Source organism: Mesorhizobium sp. M0676 (genome assembly GCF_040320535.1).
GTDB lineage: Bacteria > Pseudomonadota > Alphaproteobacteria > Rhizobiales > Rhizobiaceae > Mesorhizobium.
In genome coordinates this window covers 1-14,002 of record NZ_JAMYPU010000012.1, presented here as the reverse complement: position 1 = coordinate 14,002, position 14,002 = coordinate 1, and the positions used below count along the sequence as shown (strand labels likewise).

The following is a 14,002-nucleotide window of genomic DNA, read 5'->3' as shown; positions in this document are numbered from 1 at the left end:
CTCATGCGGCGCGGGAAAAATCCCCGGGGCGCTCCGCGTCCCCAGACCGTACGTCGGCGGGGACCGACGGCCCGGAATCACCCGGGCCATCGGTCCTGCTTCGCGCAATATAGGGACTTGCGGGCTTTTCACCGACAGAAGCCTTCGACTGAGCTGACGGCACGCCGCCAGCAGTCCGGTTTTTCGCGCCCGGCCGGATCAGCCGGATGATCCGGCGCACCAGCGACGGCCGGCTGTGGTCGGGAACCGCACGCGAGAAATCGACATCAGGCAACATGCCGCGATGCGGACGCCGGCGCGTCTCGGCATGAACCGCCGACGAATAGGTCTCGCCGACCAGCAACGCCCAGGTCGCCGTCTTGCGTTCGTGCAGGCTTCTTGAACCAGGTATCTTATAGGGATCGAACATCGGTCCGTCCTCCGTGTGAAAATAGACATAAAAAGGCGAAGCAATGTCATCCGCCGGCATTCGGCCGGAGGCACGGATTGCATCCGTCGAGACACGAGGATAGGCCTCGGTCGCGACATGCTCAGCTGGGGCGCTTGGCCCCTTTAACCGGTTGAAAAACATCGCAGGATTCCTTCGAGAGCCGAAAATTGGGTTCGGCGGGAATCGGTGCGATCAGATCTAAAAAATCAGGTAAATCGTCGTACCGAAACCGCCGGAAGGCAGGTAAGCCCACGGGAGGGGCGCTGGATGTGCATGGTCATCATGAAATACCCCTCCATCGGTTCGGGTTGACAATGCGTGCGGTATAATCGACTTCGCAGAAAATGGCCACCCGCAGGTCCAGCAATTTCCAAAACCAGCCACCCGCTGTGGCCGATCTGCCACTTATTAGAAAGACGCGGAAATGAACCACCGTCTCCGCATCGCCCTCTACCAGCCTGACATCGCCGGCAACACCGGAACAATCCTGCGCTTCGCCGCCTGCCTCGGCCTTGGCGCCGACATCATCGAACCAGCCGGCTTTCCGCTCTCCGACAAAGCGCTCAAGCGCGCCGGGATGGACTACCTCGAAATGGCTGCCCTGACCCGGCATGTCGACTGGAACGCCTTCGAAGATTGGCGCAAGGGCCAAGCCTGCCGGCTGGTGCTGCTCACCACCAAAGCCGCGACCCCCTATACGGGCTTCAGCTTCGCCCAAGGCGACATCCTGCTGTTCGGCCGCGAATCCGCTGGGGTGCCGGATCCTGTCCATCAGGCGGCGGATGCGCGGCTGACGATCCCGATGCAGCCGGGCACGCGCAGCATCAACGTCGCGCTGTCGGTCGCCATGGTCGCCGGTGAAGCCATCCGGCAGCTCGGCTAGACCCTTCAACGCGTTGTCGTCATGGCCAACGGCCGTTGCGTCTTGCATCATTCTCACCCAGGCGCACATCGCCTTCTCCTCAATTACCCTATCGACATTTCCTGGCTACAAGCTCAACTTAAGTTGAGGTCAAGCGGAAAATCGAGATGGCTCCGGTAAAGGAATTGACGGTCGGCCAGTTGGCCATGCGCAGCGGCGTGGCGGTGTCGGCGCTGCATTTCTACGAGGCGCGCGGGCTGATCCGCAGCCACCGCACGTCGGGCAACCAGCGGCGCTATGGCCGCGACGTGCTGCGGCGGGTGGCAATCATCCGGATCGCCCAGGAGGTCGGCATCTCGCTGGCCGAGATCGGCGCCGCACTTGAATCGCTGCCAGAAGGCCGTACCCCGACGCGCGAGGACTGGAACCTGTTGTCGACCGGCTGGCGCGACGACCTCGATCGCAAGATCACTCAGCTAAAGAAGCTGCGCGACGGCCTTACCGACTGCATCGGCTGCGGCTGCATGTCGATCGACAAATGCCCGCTGCGAAACAGGGAAGATCGCTTGAGTGCGCAAGGGCCGGGCGCAAGGCGACTGCTTGTGGAATCCTAATCCGCCGCGGGCAGCCGCCGTATGGTGAATTCGATTACGTCGCCCGGCCGCTCGAACCAGCTTTCGATCTCGGTCCAGTAGGCCTGCTTGGGAAAACGCTCGAACCATTCCTTGGCCTTGAGCCGCGCATCCGGGCGCGGCAGGACGAAGGTCTCGCGCAAAAACCCGTCACGCGGCATGCGCTCGCGCTCGGCGCGTGAACGATCGAGCCTTTTCTTCAGGCCATGCAGCGGCGGTCTTGCCGGCGTGCGCATGAAAGAACTCCTGGGCCGAACCAGATGACACTTGACCCTTGCCCCTAAGAGATTAGGGATCGCGCCCGGAAAAGGCTAGTGGTCCGATTCCAACATTCGCCTCCCTAATCCCCAGGCGCCGTTGCGAATGTTGGAATCACAAGGACCGCTAGCAAGTTTATGTTTCTGGTGGAGTTTTCGAATTTGACATTTGCATCGTGCCCTGCGCCACGCTGTGTGCAAATGTCAAATTCACTCCACTAGGTCCTTTGTCGGCCGCGACCGGAGACAGCATTTTGGAACGACCAGAAATACCGGCAGGCCTGCCACCCGACATCGAACAGAAGAAAATGAAGGCTAGGCTCTGGTTCGAGACGCTGCGCGAGCGCATTTGCACAACCTTCGAGCAGATCGAACAGGAACTGCAGGGACCACTGGCCGAATGGTCGCCCGGCAGCTTCGAGAAGACGCCGTGGGAACGCGACAATGGAAAGGGCGGCGGCGGCGCCATGTCGATGATGCGGGGCCGCGTCTTCGAGAAGGTCGGCGTCCATACTTCGACCGTCTATGGCGAATTCTCGCCCGAATTCAGGAAGCAGATGCCCGGCGCCGAGGAAGACCCGAGCTTCTGGGCATCAGGCATTTCGCTGATTGCGCATCCCTGGAACCCCAACGTGCCGGCCGTGCACATGAACACCCGCATGGTCGTGACGTCGCGCCACTGGTTTGGCGGCGGCGCCGATCTGACGCCGGTGCTCGACCGCAACCGCACGGAAGATCACCCCGACACGGTCGCCTTCCATCGAGCCATGCAGTTCGCCTGCGAGAAGAACGCTGCGATCGCCGACCACCCCAAATTCAAGGCCTGGTGCGACGAGTATTTCTATCTGCCGCACCGCCACGAGCCGCGCGGCGTCGGCGGCATCTTTTTCGACTGGCTGCATTCGGGGGAGGAGAAAGGCGGCTGGAATGCCGATTTGAACTTCGTCCAGGATGTCGGGCGTTCTTTCCTTGTCGTCTACGGACACCTGGTTCGCGCCCATTTCAACGAGAACTGGACCGACGACGACCGCGACGAGCAGCTCATTCGCCGCGGCCGTTACGTCGAATTCAACCTTCTTCACGATCGCGGCACCATCTTCGGCCTGAAGACCGGCGGCAATGTCGCTTCGATCCTGTCCAGCCTGCCGCCGGAGGTCAGGTGGCCGTAAAAAATCGGTGAGCGAAACGTGAGCCGCATTGACGTCCCATTCGCCGAATCTGGGCAGCCAATGTGGCATCGCCATTATCTTTTTCGTCTAATAGGCGATTGAAATAAAACGACTATTTGTCGTTTCGGGCCGGGAAGCGCCGGCGGTTCAGTCCCGAACCGCGACACGACGCTACCGGACGGCCCTGAACAAGGCGGAGCATTTTCCAAACGGATGCCCGCATTTCCAGGAGTATTACATGCGAAAGCTCATTGTTTCGGCAGCCGCCGCTGCCCTTCTCGCTTCCGGCTCGATTGCCTCTGCCGCGGTCAAGCACACCACGGGCACGGTCAAGACCTATGATAGCACGGCCATGAGCCTCGTTCTGGACGATGGATCGACCTTTACGCTGCCCAAGACCTTCAAGGATCCTGGCCTGAAGGCCGGCGAAAAGGTCCGCGTTTCCTGGGACATGAGCGGCAAGAACAAGGTTGCCGAGTCCGTCAAGATCGTGAAGTGACCGGGACAAGACCGAACGGTCTCGCCTTTGGCTTAGCCTGACAAGAGGGGCGGAGCAGCGCTGCTCCGCCTTTTTCGCACCACGGCAACCAAAATGGTCGAACCGTGTTATGCTAGCTCCCCCGTGCGTGCCCCCGAAACCGACTGCTGTGACAGGGCGCGGAACAGAGATGGCGGAGCTTCGTGTGCCCATGAGAGGCACAGGCTCCAAGGAGGAAAGGAGAAAATCCCATGAAGGAATTCCATTGCGGCTCGCTGGTTCCCGGCTGTGAGTGGCACACGCGTGCCGGTGAGGAAGCCGAGGTCATGCGCCGCGCCGTCGACCATATGCGCGAGACACATGGCGAAACGGTCATTCGCGAGACGATGATCGAGGCGATCCGCTCGCGCATCGAGAAAGTTCGCGACGCGGCCTGAGCAGTCCTATCTGGCCTTCAAGGCTTCCGCGGCGCGCTCCAGCAGCGCGTCGCGATCGAGCGCAAAGCCGGACCCGATCCATTCCTTTTCCAGGTTTTTCAGGATCGCACCGAGTATTGGCCCCGGCGACGCGCCAAGCGCCGTCAGATCGCCGCCCTTGACTGGGAACACCGGTTTTTCCCATTTCAGCGCAAAAGCGAGCAGGCGCGAAAACCCGCCGGCCTGAACCAGCGCGTCATTGTCCTCGAGAGCCCGCGCTCGCGCCGACGCCAGCGACAGCCGCAGGCGATCGAGAAAACCCTGGCGCTCGCCGGAATAGAGTTTCTTGGCCAGTTCCGCTTCGCTTGTCTTGGGCTCGACGGCAGCCGTCAGCGCCCAGTGGCGCAGGCGCTCCGCCTCAGTGGTCGAAAGTTTCAGCCGCTCGGCCAGTGTCTTCATCCTCGCCGCATCGGGCGGCACGATCGCCTCCAGCCTGAGCAGCGGGTCCGGCGCCCAGCCCAGATCCTTTTCTGTCTTGGTCAGCCCATGAATGGCATCGATGCCCCATTTCTCGCTTTCCGGCAGGGCGCTGGTGAGCACGCCGGCCTGGCGCATCCACAGCAAGGCGCGCGACGGATCTGGGGCCGATAACAACTTCTTCAGCTCGGACCAGATGCGTTCGGCCGAGAGATGGGCGAGACCGTCCTTGAGCCGGGCGCAGGCCTTCAATCCCTCGGCATCGGGCCGACCCTCGCCATACCAGGCGAAAAAGCGGAAGAAACGCAGGATGCGCAGATAGTCTTCGCGGATCCGCTGCTCGGCATCGCCAATGAAGCGCAGCCTTCGTGCCTCGATATCGCCGACGCCGCCGACCAGGTCGACCACCGTCCCGTCAGCCTCCGCATAGAGCGCGTTGATGGTGAAATCGCGCCGTTCGGCGTCGGCCTTCCAGTCGCGGCCGAACGACACTTTGGCGCGGCGGCCATCGGTCTCGATGTCGGCGCGCAGCGTGGTGACCTCATAGGGCGCGCCGCCGGCAATCACCGTGATCGTGCCGTGCTCGATGCCGGTCGGCACTGCCTTGAAGCCCGCCGCCTCGGCGCGGCGAACGGTTTCCTCGGGCAGGCAAGTGGTAGCAACGTCGATATCGGCGACCGGCTGCCCAATCAGCGCATTGCGCACCGCGCCGCCCGCGATGCGGGCTTCCTCGCCGCCCTGCGCCAGCACGGCAAGCAGCCGCTGGAGATGCTTTTCACCCAGCCAGTCGGCCTTGCCCGCCAGCGATATCGGATCACTCAAGCATAGAGCCTTTCATAGAGCGTGCGGATGATGCCGGCAGTGACGCCCCAGATGCGCTGGCCGCCATAGGGCATATCGTAGAAGAACCATTCCAGGTCGTTCCACATGCGGCTGTCCCTGGTGTGGTTGGCCGGATCCATCAGGAACGAAAGCGGCACTTCGAAGGCGGCGTCGACCTCGTCGGAATTGAGCGACAGCGTAAAACCGGGCTCGACGATCGCCAGCACCGGCGCGATGCGATAGCCGCTGCCGGCGACATAATCGGGCATGCGGCCGATGATCTCGATGCGGTCCTGGCCGAGCCCGATCTCCTCGAAGGTTTCGCGCAAGGCCGCTGCTTCCGGGGTCGCATCGGTGGGATCAATGGTGCCGCCGGGAAAAGCCACCTGCCCCGAATGGCTGCGCAGTTTTTCCGCCCGCTTGGTCAAAAGCACGGTCGCATCGCGTCCATGATCGACGACCGGGATCAGCACTGCGGCGTCGCGCAGCGCTTTGAGCTGCGTCAACCGTGGATGGCCGGGGTTGAAGCGATGATCGCCATAATCGTCACCGGCATGGGCTTCAGCTTGCGCCGCGACCCGCGCGCGAAAATCCGCTGTGGAAAACGGCGGCGGCCTCACCTGATCCATCATGCGCTCAGCCGCTTCAGTTTTTCCGCCGGCATGATCGGATAGATTTCGCCTTTCGAGCGCACGGCAAACATCGTCTTGCCGCCGATATCGATCTCCTCGCCATGCTCGACCAGTTCGTACATCACCGGCCGCGCCACCAGCGCTTCCAGCCTCCCGCGCACCAGCACATAGGGCTTCAGGCCGCCGGTCTCGTTCTCGTCGACGAAGCGCAGCGGATGGCCAGGTCCGGCCTCGACGACATCGCCGACATTGGTGCGGAAAGTGATGGTCTGCTCGGCGCCGGCGCCGGAAACATCCATTTCAACCGCGATGAAAGGCGCGTCCACGACGCGGATGCCGACCCGTTCGACCGGCGTCACCAGATAGGTCCTGCCATCCTCGTCCTTGCGCAGCACGCTGGAAAACAGCTGCACCAGCGGCATGCGGCCGATCGGCGTGCCGAGATAGAACCACGTTCCGTCTTGTTTGATCTCCATGTCGAGATCGCCGCAAAAGTCGGGATTCCAGCGCTCCACCGGCGCCGCGCCCTTGCCGGCGCGAGCCGCACGCGAGATCAACGCTTCGAGACCGCGCGCCTCGGTTGCGGCAGCAAGGCTGTGTTCGCGATGTTCGGAGCGTTCCGTCATGGTCACGAAATAGTCACTGTTGTTCCGCTTGTCAGCCTAAGTCTGTGATTTAAATTCATTCGTAGGCGCCAGGCGAAGCCGAATCGCGGCATTCTAAGGCACTACAGTGCAAGCCGGTACTTCCAGCACAAGGATCGATGCGGCATGAGCGTAATGGTCAAGGAAAGCCCAATCAGCGAAAAGGACATGATCGCCCAGGCCGAGACGGCGCTGGCCGATATTTCCAGGGTGCGCGACGGCGTCGGCCGCGTCATTTTCGGCCAGGAAGTGGTGGTCGAGCGCACGCTGGTGGCGCTGCTTGCCGGCGGCCATGCGCTGCTGGTCGGCGTGCCCGGCCTTGCCAAGACCAAGCTGGTCGAAACGCTCGGTGTCGTGCTCGGCCTCGATTCGCGCCGCATCCAGTTCACACCCGACCTGATGCCGTCGGACATTCTCGGCTCAGAGGTGATGGAACAGGACGAGGCCGGCAAGCGCTCCTTCCGCTTCATCTCCGGCCCGATCTTCGCGCAATTGCTGATGGCCGACGAGATCAACCGCGCCTCGCCGCGCACCCAGTCGGCGCTGCTGCAGGCGATGCAGGAATATCACGTCACCATCGCCGGCATTCGCCACGACCTGCCCGCACCCTTCCATGTACTGGCGACGCAAAACCCGCTGGAGCAGGAAGGCACCTATCCCCTGCCCGAAGCGCAGCTCGACCGCTTCCTGATGCAGGTCGACATCCTTTATCCCGAAATCGAGGCCGAGCGGCGCATTCTGCTCGAAACCACCGGCATCGAGGACGCCAAGGCGCAAAACGTCCTGCAGCCGGCGCGGCTGAGGGAAATCCAGACGCTGATCCGCCGTATGCCGGTGCCCGAAAGCGTCGTCGACGCCATCCTCAAACTGGTGCGTTCGGCGCGTCCCGGCCAGGGCAATGCCGAGACCGACAAGCATGTCGCCTGGGGTCCCGGCCCGCGCGCCAGCCAGGCGCTGACGCTGTGCGCCCGTGCGCGCGCGCTTTATGACGGGCGGCTGGCGCCGTCGGTGGACGACATCCGCGCGCTGGCCGAACCGGTGCTGCAGCACCGCATGGCGCTGACCTTTGCCGCCCGCGCCGAGGGCACGACCGTGCGCGACGTGGTAGCGAAACTGGCCAAAGGAATCTGATGGCGAGTATCGGCGAAGTCCAGGCACCGGCAGCGACGCGCGACGCGCTCGCCAGGGGCCGCTTGCGGGCTTCGCTGGTGCCGGACCTGCTGGTCGAGGCGCGCCGTATCGTCAATACGGTAATTGCCGGCTGGCATGGCCGCCGCAAGCGCGGCATCGGCGAGAATTTCTGGCAGTTCCGCCCCTATGTCGAGGGCGATTCCTCGCGCATCGACTGGCGCCGTTCGGCCCGCGACGACCACACCTATGTGCGCGACCGCGAATGGGAAGCAGCCCACACGGTGTGGCTTTGGGCCGACCCCTCGCCCTCCATGCTCTACAAATCGACTGGCGCCAGCGTTTCCAAGGAATCGCGCGCGCTGGTGCTGGCGCTGGCCATGGCCGAACTTTTGTCGCGCAGCGGCGAGCGCATCGCATGGCCCGGCCTGACAGATCCGTTCACCGCCCGCAACGGCGCCGAGCGCATCGCAGCGCAATTGATGCACGCCGCGGACCTGCCAGCAAAGCCTGACCTGTCCGCCATCCGCCGCTTCTGCGACATCGTCGTCGTGAGCGATTTCCTCGACCCGGTCCAGGAGACCATGGAATGGCTCGATGTGCTGGCGCGGCATGGCGTGCGTGCGCATCTGATCGAGGTTGCCGATCCGGCGGAGGAGACCTTTCCTTATGCCGGCCGCACCGAATTCACCGATCCCGAGACCGGCGACAAGTTGACCGCCGGCCGCGCCGAAATGCTCGGCGACGAATACCGCCTGCTCTACACCGCCCGCCGCCAGGAGATGGCCAGCTGGTGCAAGCGCCTCGGCTGGAGCTATACCGTCAACCACACCGACCGCCTCGCTTCCGAGGCGCTGGTGCGCATCCACATGGCGATGACCGCCGATGGCGCATTCGTGGGAAGGGCCGGCGCATGAGCTGGCTGCCGCTCTCCTTTGGCGCTCCCATGGTGTTGTGGGGCCTGCTGGCGCTGCCGGTGATCTGGTGGCTGCTCAGGCTCACACCGCCCAAGCCGCAGTCCGAAATGTTTCCGCCGCTGAAGATCCTCGCTCGCGTGCTGAAGCGCGAGGAAACGCCGCAGCAGAGCCCGTGGTGGCTGACGCTGCTGCGGCTGTTGATGGCAGCCCTTGTCGTCGCGGCATTAGCCGAACCCGTTTTCAATCCGCGCGAAAAATTGCCGGCCGAGGGCGCCGCCCTGGCGCTCGTCATCGACAATGACTGGGCGAGTGCCGCCGACTGGGGCAAGCGCGTCGCCACCGCCCAGCGGCTGATCGCCGATGCCGGTTCGAACGGCGTACCGGTCGTCATCGCCTTCACCGCCGAAAAGCCGAACGCCGAGATCGGCCCCTTCGATGCGGCGGCTGCCCTCGACCGGCTGCGCGCCGCCAAGCCGAGGCCGATCCCGACCGACCGACCCGCTGTCTATGCCCGCGTCGCCGGCGTGCTGGAAACCTTGCCCGGCGCCAGCGTTGCCGTTCTCGTCGACGGCCTTGCGGCAAAGGGCGACGAGGCCGCCTTCAACACACTGCTGTCGAAAAACGCCGCCCGTGTCGTCTGGGCCAATTCCGACCGGCTGGCGCTGACTGGGCTCACTGGCGCCGAAAATCAGGTCGACGGCTTCGCCCTGACCGCCATCCGCGCGCCCGGCGATCCGGCGCCGGCACAAGTCACCGCCGGCGCCTTCGACGATAAGGGCCGCCGCATCGCCGACGCGACGCTGACCTTCGCGCCGGGTGAGACTACTGCCACCGGCACGATGGCGGTGCCGTTCGAACTGCGCAACGACTTCGCCTCGATCGCGCTCGACGGCGAACGCCAGGCAGGTGCGGTGCGCGTGCTCGACGAAAGCTCCAAGCGCCGCCGCGTCGGACTTTTATCGCAGGCCGAGGCCGACCAAGCGCAGCCGCTTCTGTCGCCGCTCTATTACATCAGGCGCGCGCTGCAGCCTTTCGCCGATCTGGTCGAACCGTCGAGCGTCGATCTCGCCGACGCCATCCCGCAGCTTCTCGACCAGAAGCCGGCGATGATCGTCATGGCCGATATCGGTACCATTCCGCCACAGGTCCATCAGCGGCTGGTCGACTGGGTCGACAATGGCGGCACGCTGGTGCGCTTTGCCGGTTCGCGGCTGGCCGCCGCCGGCAATGACGATGATCTGTTGCCGGTCAGGCTGCGCACCGGCGAGCGCTCGCTTGGCGGCGCGCTGTCATGGACGACGCCACAAGCGGTGACCGAATTCCCGAAGAACGGCCCGTTCGCCGACCTCGCACCGCCGGCCGAGGTCACGGTGAGCCGGCAGGTGTTGGCCGAACCGACGCCGGACATCGTCGAGCGCACCTGGGCAACGCTTGCCGATGGCACCCCGCTGGTGACCGGGTTGAAGAAGGGCAAGGGCACGCTGGTGCTGTTCCATATCACCCCGGAAGCGACATGGTCGACGCTGCCGATCTCCGGCAGCTTCGTCGAGATGCTGCGGCGCATCGTGCAGCTGTCGCGCAACCAGGGTGCGGCGGTTGCCAACGCCGAAGCCGCTGCTACGTCGCTGGCGCCTTATCGCATGATAGCCGCCGACGGCACTTTGGTGCCGCCGACGCCGGACGCGCGACCGCTGGTCCCCGGCGCCGGCTCGCTGCCGGTGACGTTCGAGAACCCGCCCGGCCTCTATGGCTCGGAAACCGGCGTTTTCGCCCACAATCTGCTCGACCCGGCCACCGCCTTCGCGCCGCTGGTGCGCCCGCAATTCACAGTGCCGGTGACCAATATCCAGTACGCTTTCGATGAATCGCGCGACCTCAAGGGATCGCTGGTCACAGCGGCACTTGTGCTTCTGCTGCTCGACACGCTGGCGGTGTTCTGGATGGGCGGGCTGATCTCGCGCCGGCCGCGCCGCGCCCGATCGGCCGCGGCAACGACAACTGCGCTGCTGCTTGGCCTTGGCATGCTGTTTGGCCATGCCGACCTCGCCCGCGCCGACGACGCCAAGCCCGGCGATGCCGCCGCTATCGAGGACATTGCCAAGACCCGCATCGCCTATGTGCTGACCGGTGTGCCCGGTGACGATTCGATCAGCCGCGCAGGGCTCGAAGGCTTGACCCGCTTCCTGATCGAGAAGACCGCGCTCGAGCCGGGCGCGCCGGCGGGCGTCGATATCTCGAAGGACGAGCTTTCCTTCTATCCGCTGATCTACTGGCCGATCGATCCCTCCGCGCCGATGCCGAGCCAAGCCGCGATCGCCCGCATCGACGCCTATATGCAGCAGGGCGGCACGGTGCTGTTCGACACGCGCGACCAGTTCGCCAACGGCATCGGTGCGGATTCGGCGAGCCCGGCGACGGAACGGTTGCGCGACATTCTCGGCAATCTCAACGTGCCGCCGCTGGAGCCGGTGCCCGCCGACCATGTGCTGACCAAATCCTTCTTCATCCTGCCCGAATTTCCCGGCCGCTTCTCCGGCAGCCCGCTCTGGGTGGAAGCCTCGCTCGAGGCCAGCAATGCCGAGAATCGGCCGGTACGCGTCGGCGACGGCGTCTCGCCGATCCTGATCACCGCCAATGATTTTGCCGGCGCCTGGGCCGTCGACGAGAATGGTGACCCGCTTTTGCCGACCGTGCCATCGGATCCGATGCAGCGCATCTATGCGCTGCGCGCCGGCGTCAACATCATGATGTACATGCTGACCGGCAACTACAAATCCGACCAGGTGCACGTGCCGATCCTGCTCGAACGGCTGGGGCAGTAAGCCTATGAACTGGTCGATTTCCTTCGAACCGCTGCTGTCCTGGCCCTTGCTGGCTTTGGTGCTCGCACCGCTGCTGGTGCTGGCGGCTGTCGGCTTGTGGTTTCGCCAGCGCGGCGCGATCTTCCGCTTCGCGGCGCTGATTGCGCTGGGCGCAGCACTCCTCAATCCGGTCTTCCTCGATGAGGAGCGCGAGGCGCTGAAGAGCGTCGTTGCCGTCATCGTCGACCGCAGCCAGAGCCAGGATATCGGCGACCGGACCAAACAGACCGACGAAGCGCTTGCCGGCTTGCAGCAGCGCCTTGGCCGCTTCAAGCAGTTCGACGTCCGCGTCGTCGAGGCCGGCAAGTCGGAAGCTGCCGACGAGCTCACCGAGACCAAGCTTTTTGCAGCGCTTGAAGGCGCCTTCCGCGACGTGCCGCCCTCGCGCATCGGTGGCGCCATCATGATCACCGATGGCGAGGTGCATGACGCACCGGCCGCCCCCGACTTCAATGCGCCGCTGCACGCGCTGATCACCGGCAACGAGCACGAGAAGGACCGCCGCATCCGCTTCGAGAACGCGCCGCGCTTCGGCCTCGTCGGCAAGCCGCTCGACATGACCTACCGCGTCATCGCCACCGACGGCGAAACCGGCCCGGTCGATGTCCGCGTCTCGGTCAATGGCGAGCAGGTCGCGGTCGAAGAGGCGACCATCGGCCAGGCGATGCCGCTGCAGGTGACCATCCCCGGCGCCGGCCGCAACATCGTCGAACTCTCCATTGACCGCGAGCCGGGCGAACTGACCGACGCCAACAACCGCGCCATCGCGCTGATCGACGGCATCCGCGAGAACTTGCGCGTGCTTTTGGTTTCCGGCGAACCGCATGCCGGCGAGCGCACCTGGCGCAATCTGCTGAAATCCGACGCCTCGGTCGATCTCGTCCATTTCACCATTCTGCGGCCGCCGGAAAAGCAGGACGGCACGCCGATCAACGAACTGTCGCTGATCGCCTTCCCGACCCGCGAGTTGTTCGTCGAGAAGATCAAGGATTTCGATCTCATCATATTCGACCGCTACCAGCACCGCGACGTGCTGCCGATCCTCTATTACGACTACATCTCCGAATACGTCGAAAAGGGCGGCGCGCTGCTGATCGCCGCCGGGCCGGAATATGCCGGCGACTCCTCGATTGCCCGCACCCCGCTAATGTCGTCGCTGCCGGCAATGCCGACCGGCGAAGTCATCGACAAGGCCTTCTATCCGCGCCTCACCGATCTCGGCCAGCGCCATCCGGTGACGCGCGGCCTCGACGGCTCGGCGACCGAGCCGCCGCACTGGAGCCGCTGGTTCCGCACCATCGGCGTGCAGAACCCCGAAGGCGAAGTGGTGATGAAGGGCGCCGACAACCGCCCGCTGCTTCTGCTCGATCATAAGGGCGAAGGCCGCGTCGGCATGCTTCTGTCCGATCAGGGCTGGCTATGGGCGCGCGGCTTCGAGGGTGGCGGGCCGCATGTCCAGCTTTACCGCCGCATCGCCCACTGGCTGATGAAGGAACCTGAACTCGAGGAAGAGCGGCTGACCGCCGACGGCCGCGGCATGATGCTGGAAATCCGCCGCCAGACGATGAGCGACGATCCCGGCCCGGCGCAGGTGATCACCCCTTCGGGCAAGGCGCTGATCGTGAAGCTGGAGAAGTCCGAACCCGGCGTTTTCCTGGGCAGCATCGAGACAAAGGAGATCGGCCTCTACCAGATCGGCAATGGTGACCTGACCGCACTCGCCCATGTCGGCCCGGTCAACGCGCCGGAATTCTCCGACGTCGTCTCTACCGAGGACCGGTTGAAGGCTCCGACTGAGGCCACCGGCGGCAGCGTGCGCCGGCTGGCGGCCTCCTCCACCCTTGGCCAGCTCACCGGCAGTGTCGCCCTGCCCTCCATCGTCCCGGTCCGCGCCTCCGGTGCGGCCTCGGGCGCAGACTGGATCGGCCTGCGCAGCACCGACGACAGCGTGCTCAAAGCCGTCTCGCGCGTACCCTTGTTCGGCGGCTTCCTCGGCCTTTGCCTGCTGCTGCTGGCCATGGGCGCGATGTGGTATAGAGAAGGAAGGTGATGCCTTCTCCCCGTCACTATACGGGGAGAAGGTGCCGGCAGGCGGATGAGGGGCAGAGCGAGCCTGAGATTGTTGGCAATCTCCTCGGCCCGCGCAAGCGAACTGTCATCGACCTCAGCGCCGCCCCTCATCGCCCTGCCGGTGTCCAGCCGATAGATGGGTAACACTTTGAACCGGATACATAGGTGACACTTCTCTCCCCCTATGCGTCCGCCGCAGCGCCAAGC

14 protein-coding genes are annotated in these 14,002 nt (G+C 64.5%); 9 read left to right on the top strand and 5 right to left on the bottom strand.

Going from position 1 to position 14,002, the window contains the following annotated elements:
* Nucleotide 1: 1 nt before the first annotated feature.
* The gene (locus NKI35_RS15080; RefSeq protein WP_023744285.1) at nt 2-409 is read right to left on the bottom strand and encodes a hypothetical protein; all 408 of its coding nucleotides are present in this window, start codon (nt 407-409) and stop codon (nt 2-4) included.
* Nucleotides 410-854: 445 nt separating this feature from the next.
* Here NKI35_RS15080 and NKI35_RS15075 point away from each other — a divergent pair, with 445 nt between their 5' ends.
* Nucleotides 855-1,313: a tRNA (cytidine(34)-2'-O)-methyltransferase gene (locus tag NKI35_RS15075; protein ID WP_023744284.1), complete on the top strand. Its 459-nt coding sequence runs from the start codon at nt 855-857 to the stop codon at nt 1,311-1,313.
* A 146-nt stretch (nt 1,314-1,459) separates the two neighbouring features.
* Nucleotides 1,460-1,906, top strand: a complete 447-nt coding sequence (gene soxR / locus NKI35_RS15070; RefSeq protein ID WP_023691595.1) for a redox-sensitive transcriptional activator SoxR — start codon at nt 1,460-1,462, stop codon at nt 1,904-1,906.
* On the opposite strand, the gene NKI35_RS15065 is transcribed toward soxR, so the two are convergent.
* A complete protein-coding gene (locus NKI35_RS15065) occupies nt 1,903-2,160 on the bottom strand; it encodes a hypothetical protein (protein ID WP_023683688.1) in 258 nt (85 codons plus the stop codon). The two genes, soxR and NKI35_RS15065, sit on opposite strands and share 4 nt — an antisense overlap.
* A 275-nt stretch (nt 2,161-2,435) precedes the next feature.
* On the opposite strand from NKI35_RS15065, the gene hemF reads away from it, so the two are divergent.
* From hemF to NKI35_RS15050, 3 genes are all read left to right on the top strand, one after another.
* Nucleotides 2,436-3,350, top strand: a complete 915-nt coding sequence (gene hemF, locus NKI35_RS15060; protein WP_023821609.1) for an oxygen-dependent coproporphyrinogen oxidase — start codon at nt 2,436-2,438, stop codon at nt 3,348-3,350.
* Nucleotides 3,351-3,588: 238 nt separating this feature from the next.
* Entirely contained in the window at nt 3,589-3,849 is a 261-nt protein-coding gene (locus NKI35_RS15055) for a DUF1344 domain-containing protein (protein ID WP_352740675.1), read from the top strand.
* A 230-nt stretch (nt 3,850-4,079) separates the two neighbouring features.
* Nucleotides 4,080-4,265, top strand: coding sequence for a DUF1059 domain-containing protein (locus NKI35_RS15050; protein WP_023670013.1), 186 nt, complete (start codon nt 4,080-4,082; stop codon nt 4,263-4,265).
* Nucleotides 4,266-4,271: 6 nt separating this feature from the next.
* Here NKI35_RS15050 and NKI35_RS15045 read toward each other — a convergent pair whose 3' ends face one another.
* From NKI35_RS15045 to NKI35_RS15035, 3 genes are read right to left on the bottom strand one after another with little or no spacing between them, the layout of a single operon-like run.
* Nucleotides 4,272-5,543 carry a CCA tRNA nucleotidyltransferase gene (locus tag NKI35_RS15045; protein ID WP_352740673.1) on the bottom strand — a complete coding sequence of 424 codons (1,272 nt, stop codon included), beginning with the start codon at nt 5,541-5,543 and terminating at the stop codon, nt 4,272-4,274.
* The gene (locus NKI35_RS15040) at nt 5,540-6,172 is read right to left on the bottom strand and encodes a CoA pyrophosphatase (RefSeq protein WP_023724971.1); all 633 of its coding nucleotides are present in this window, start codon (nt 6,170-6,172) and stop codon (nt 5,540-5,542) included. Before NKI35_RS15040 ends, NKI35_RS15045 begins: the two co-directional genes overlap by 4 nt.
* Nucleotides 6,172-6,801 carry a DUF1285 domain-containing protein gene (locus NKI35_RS15035; protein WP_023670010.1) on the bottom strand — a complete coding sequence of 210 codons (630 nt, stop codon included), beginning with the start codon at nt 6,799-6,801 and terminating at the stop codon, nt 6,172-6,174. Before NKI35_RS15035 ends, NKI35_RS15040 begins: the two co-directional genes overlap by 1 nt.
* Before the next feature lie 144 nt (nt 6,802-6,945).
* On the opposite strand from NKI35_RS15035, the gene NKI35_RS15030 reads away from it, so the two are divergent.
* The 4 genes from NKI35_RS15030 to NKI35_RS15015 are packed head-to-tail and all read left to right on the top strand — an operon-like array spanning nt 6,946 to nt 13,775.
* On the top strand, nt 6,946-7,950 hold the full coding sequence (locus tag NKI35_RS15030; RefSeq protein WP_023670009.1) for an AAA family ATPase: 1,005 nt from the start codon (nt 6,946-6,948) through the stop codon (nt 7,948-7,950).
* The gene (locus tag NKI35_RS15025; protein ID WP_352740671.1) at nt 7,950-8,864 is read left to right on the top strand and encodes a DUF58 domain-containing protein; all 915 of its coding nucleotides are present in this window, start codon (nt 7,950-7,952) and stop codon (nt 8,862-8,864) included. The genes NKI35_RS15030 and NKI35_RS15025 overlap by 1 nt, the downstream gene beginning before the upstream one ends.
* Nucleotides 8,861-11,686, top strand: coding sequence for a DUF4159 domain-containing protein (locus NKI35_RS15020; protein ID WP_352740669.1), 2,826 nt, complete (start codon nt 8,861-8,863; stop codon nt 11,684-11,686). Before NKI35_RS15025 ends, NKI35_RS15020 begins: the two co-directional genes overlap by 4 nt.
* A 4-nt stretch (nt 11,687-11,690) precedes the next feature.
* Complete coding sequence (locus tag NKI35_RS15015) at nt 11,691-13,775, top strand: hypothetical protein (protein WP_352740667.1); 2,085 nt, start codon at nt 11,691-11,693, stop codon at nt 13,773-13,775.
* The last annotated feature ends 227 nt before the right edge of the window (nt 13,776-14,002 follow it).

What these genes read in the sequence shown, in the direction of transcription:
- NKI35_RS15015 (WP_352740667.1), top strand. Translation starts at nt 11,691, where the DNA reads ATGAACTGGTCGATTTCCTTCGAACCGCTGCTGTCCTGGCCCTTGCTG.
- NKI35_RS15080 (WP_023744285.1), bottom strand. Translation starts at nt 409, where the DNA reads ATGTTCGATCCCTATAAGATACCTGGTTCAAGAAGCCTGCACGAACGC.
- NKI35_RS15075 (WP_023744284.1), top strand. Translation starts at nt 855, where the DNA reads ATGAACCACCGTCTCCGCATCGCCCTCTACCAGCCTGACATCGCCGGC.
- NKI35_RS15025 (WP_352740671.1), top strand. Translation starts at nt 7,950, where the DNA reads ATGGCGAGTATCGGCGAAGTCCAGGCACCGGCAGCGACGCGCGACGCG.
- NKI35_RS15020 (WP_352740669.1), top strand. Translation starts at nt 8,861, where the DNA reads ATGAGCTGGCTGCCGCTCTCCTTTGGCGCTCCCATGGTGTTGTGGGGC.
- soxR (WP_023691595.1), top strand. Translation starts at nt 1,460, where the DNA reads ATGGCTCCGGTAAAGGAATTGACGGTCGGCCAGTTGGCCATGCGCAGC.
- NKI35_RS15030 (WP_023670009.1), top strand. Translation starts at nt 6,946, where the DNA reads ATGAGCGTAATGGTCAAGGAAAGCCCAATCAGCGAAAAGGACATGATC.
- NKI35_RS15065 (WP_023683688.1), bottom strand. Translation starts at nt 2,160, where the DNA reads ATGCGCACGCCGGCAAGACCGCCGCTGCATGGCCTGAAGAAAAGGCTC.
- NKI35_RS15050 (WP_023670013.1), top strand. Translation starts at nt 4,080, where the DNA reads ATGAAGGAATTCCATTGCGGCTCGCTGGTTCCCGGCTGTGAGTGGCAC.
- NKI35_RS15055 (WP_352740675.1), top strand. Translation starts at nt 3,589, where the DNA reads ATGCGAAAGCTCATTGTTTCGGCAGCCGCCGCTGCCCTTCTCGCTTCC.
- NKI35_RS15035 (WP_023670010.1), bottom strand. Translation starts at nt 6,801, where the DNA reads ATGACGGAACGCTCCGAACATCGCGAACACAGCCTTGCTGCCGCAACC.
- NKI35_RS15040 (WP_023724971.1), bottom strand. Translation starts at nt 6,172, where the DNA reads ATGGATCAGGTGAGGCCGCCGCCGTTTTCCACAGCGGATTTTCGCGCG.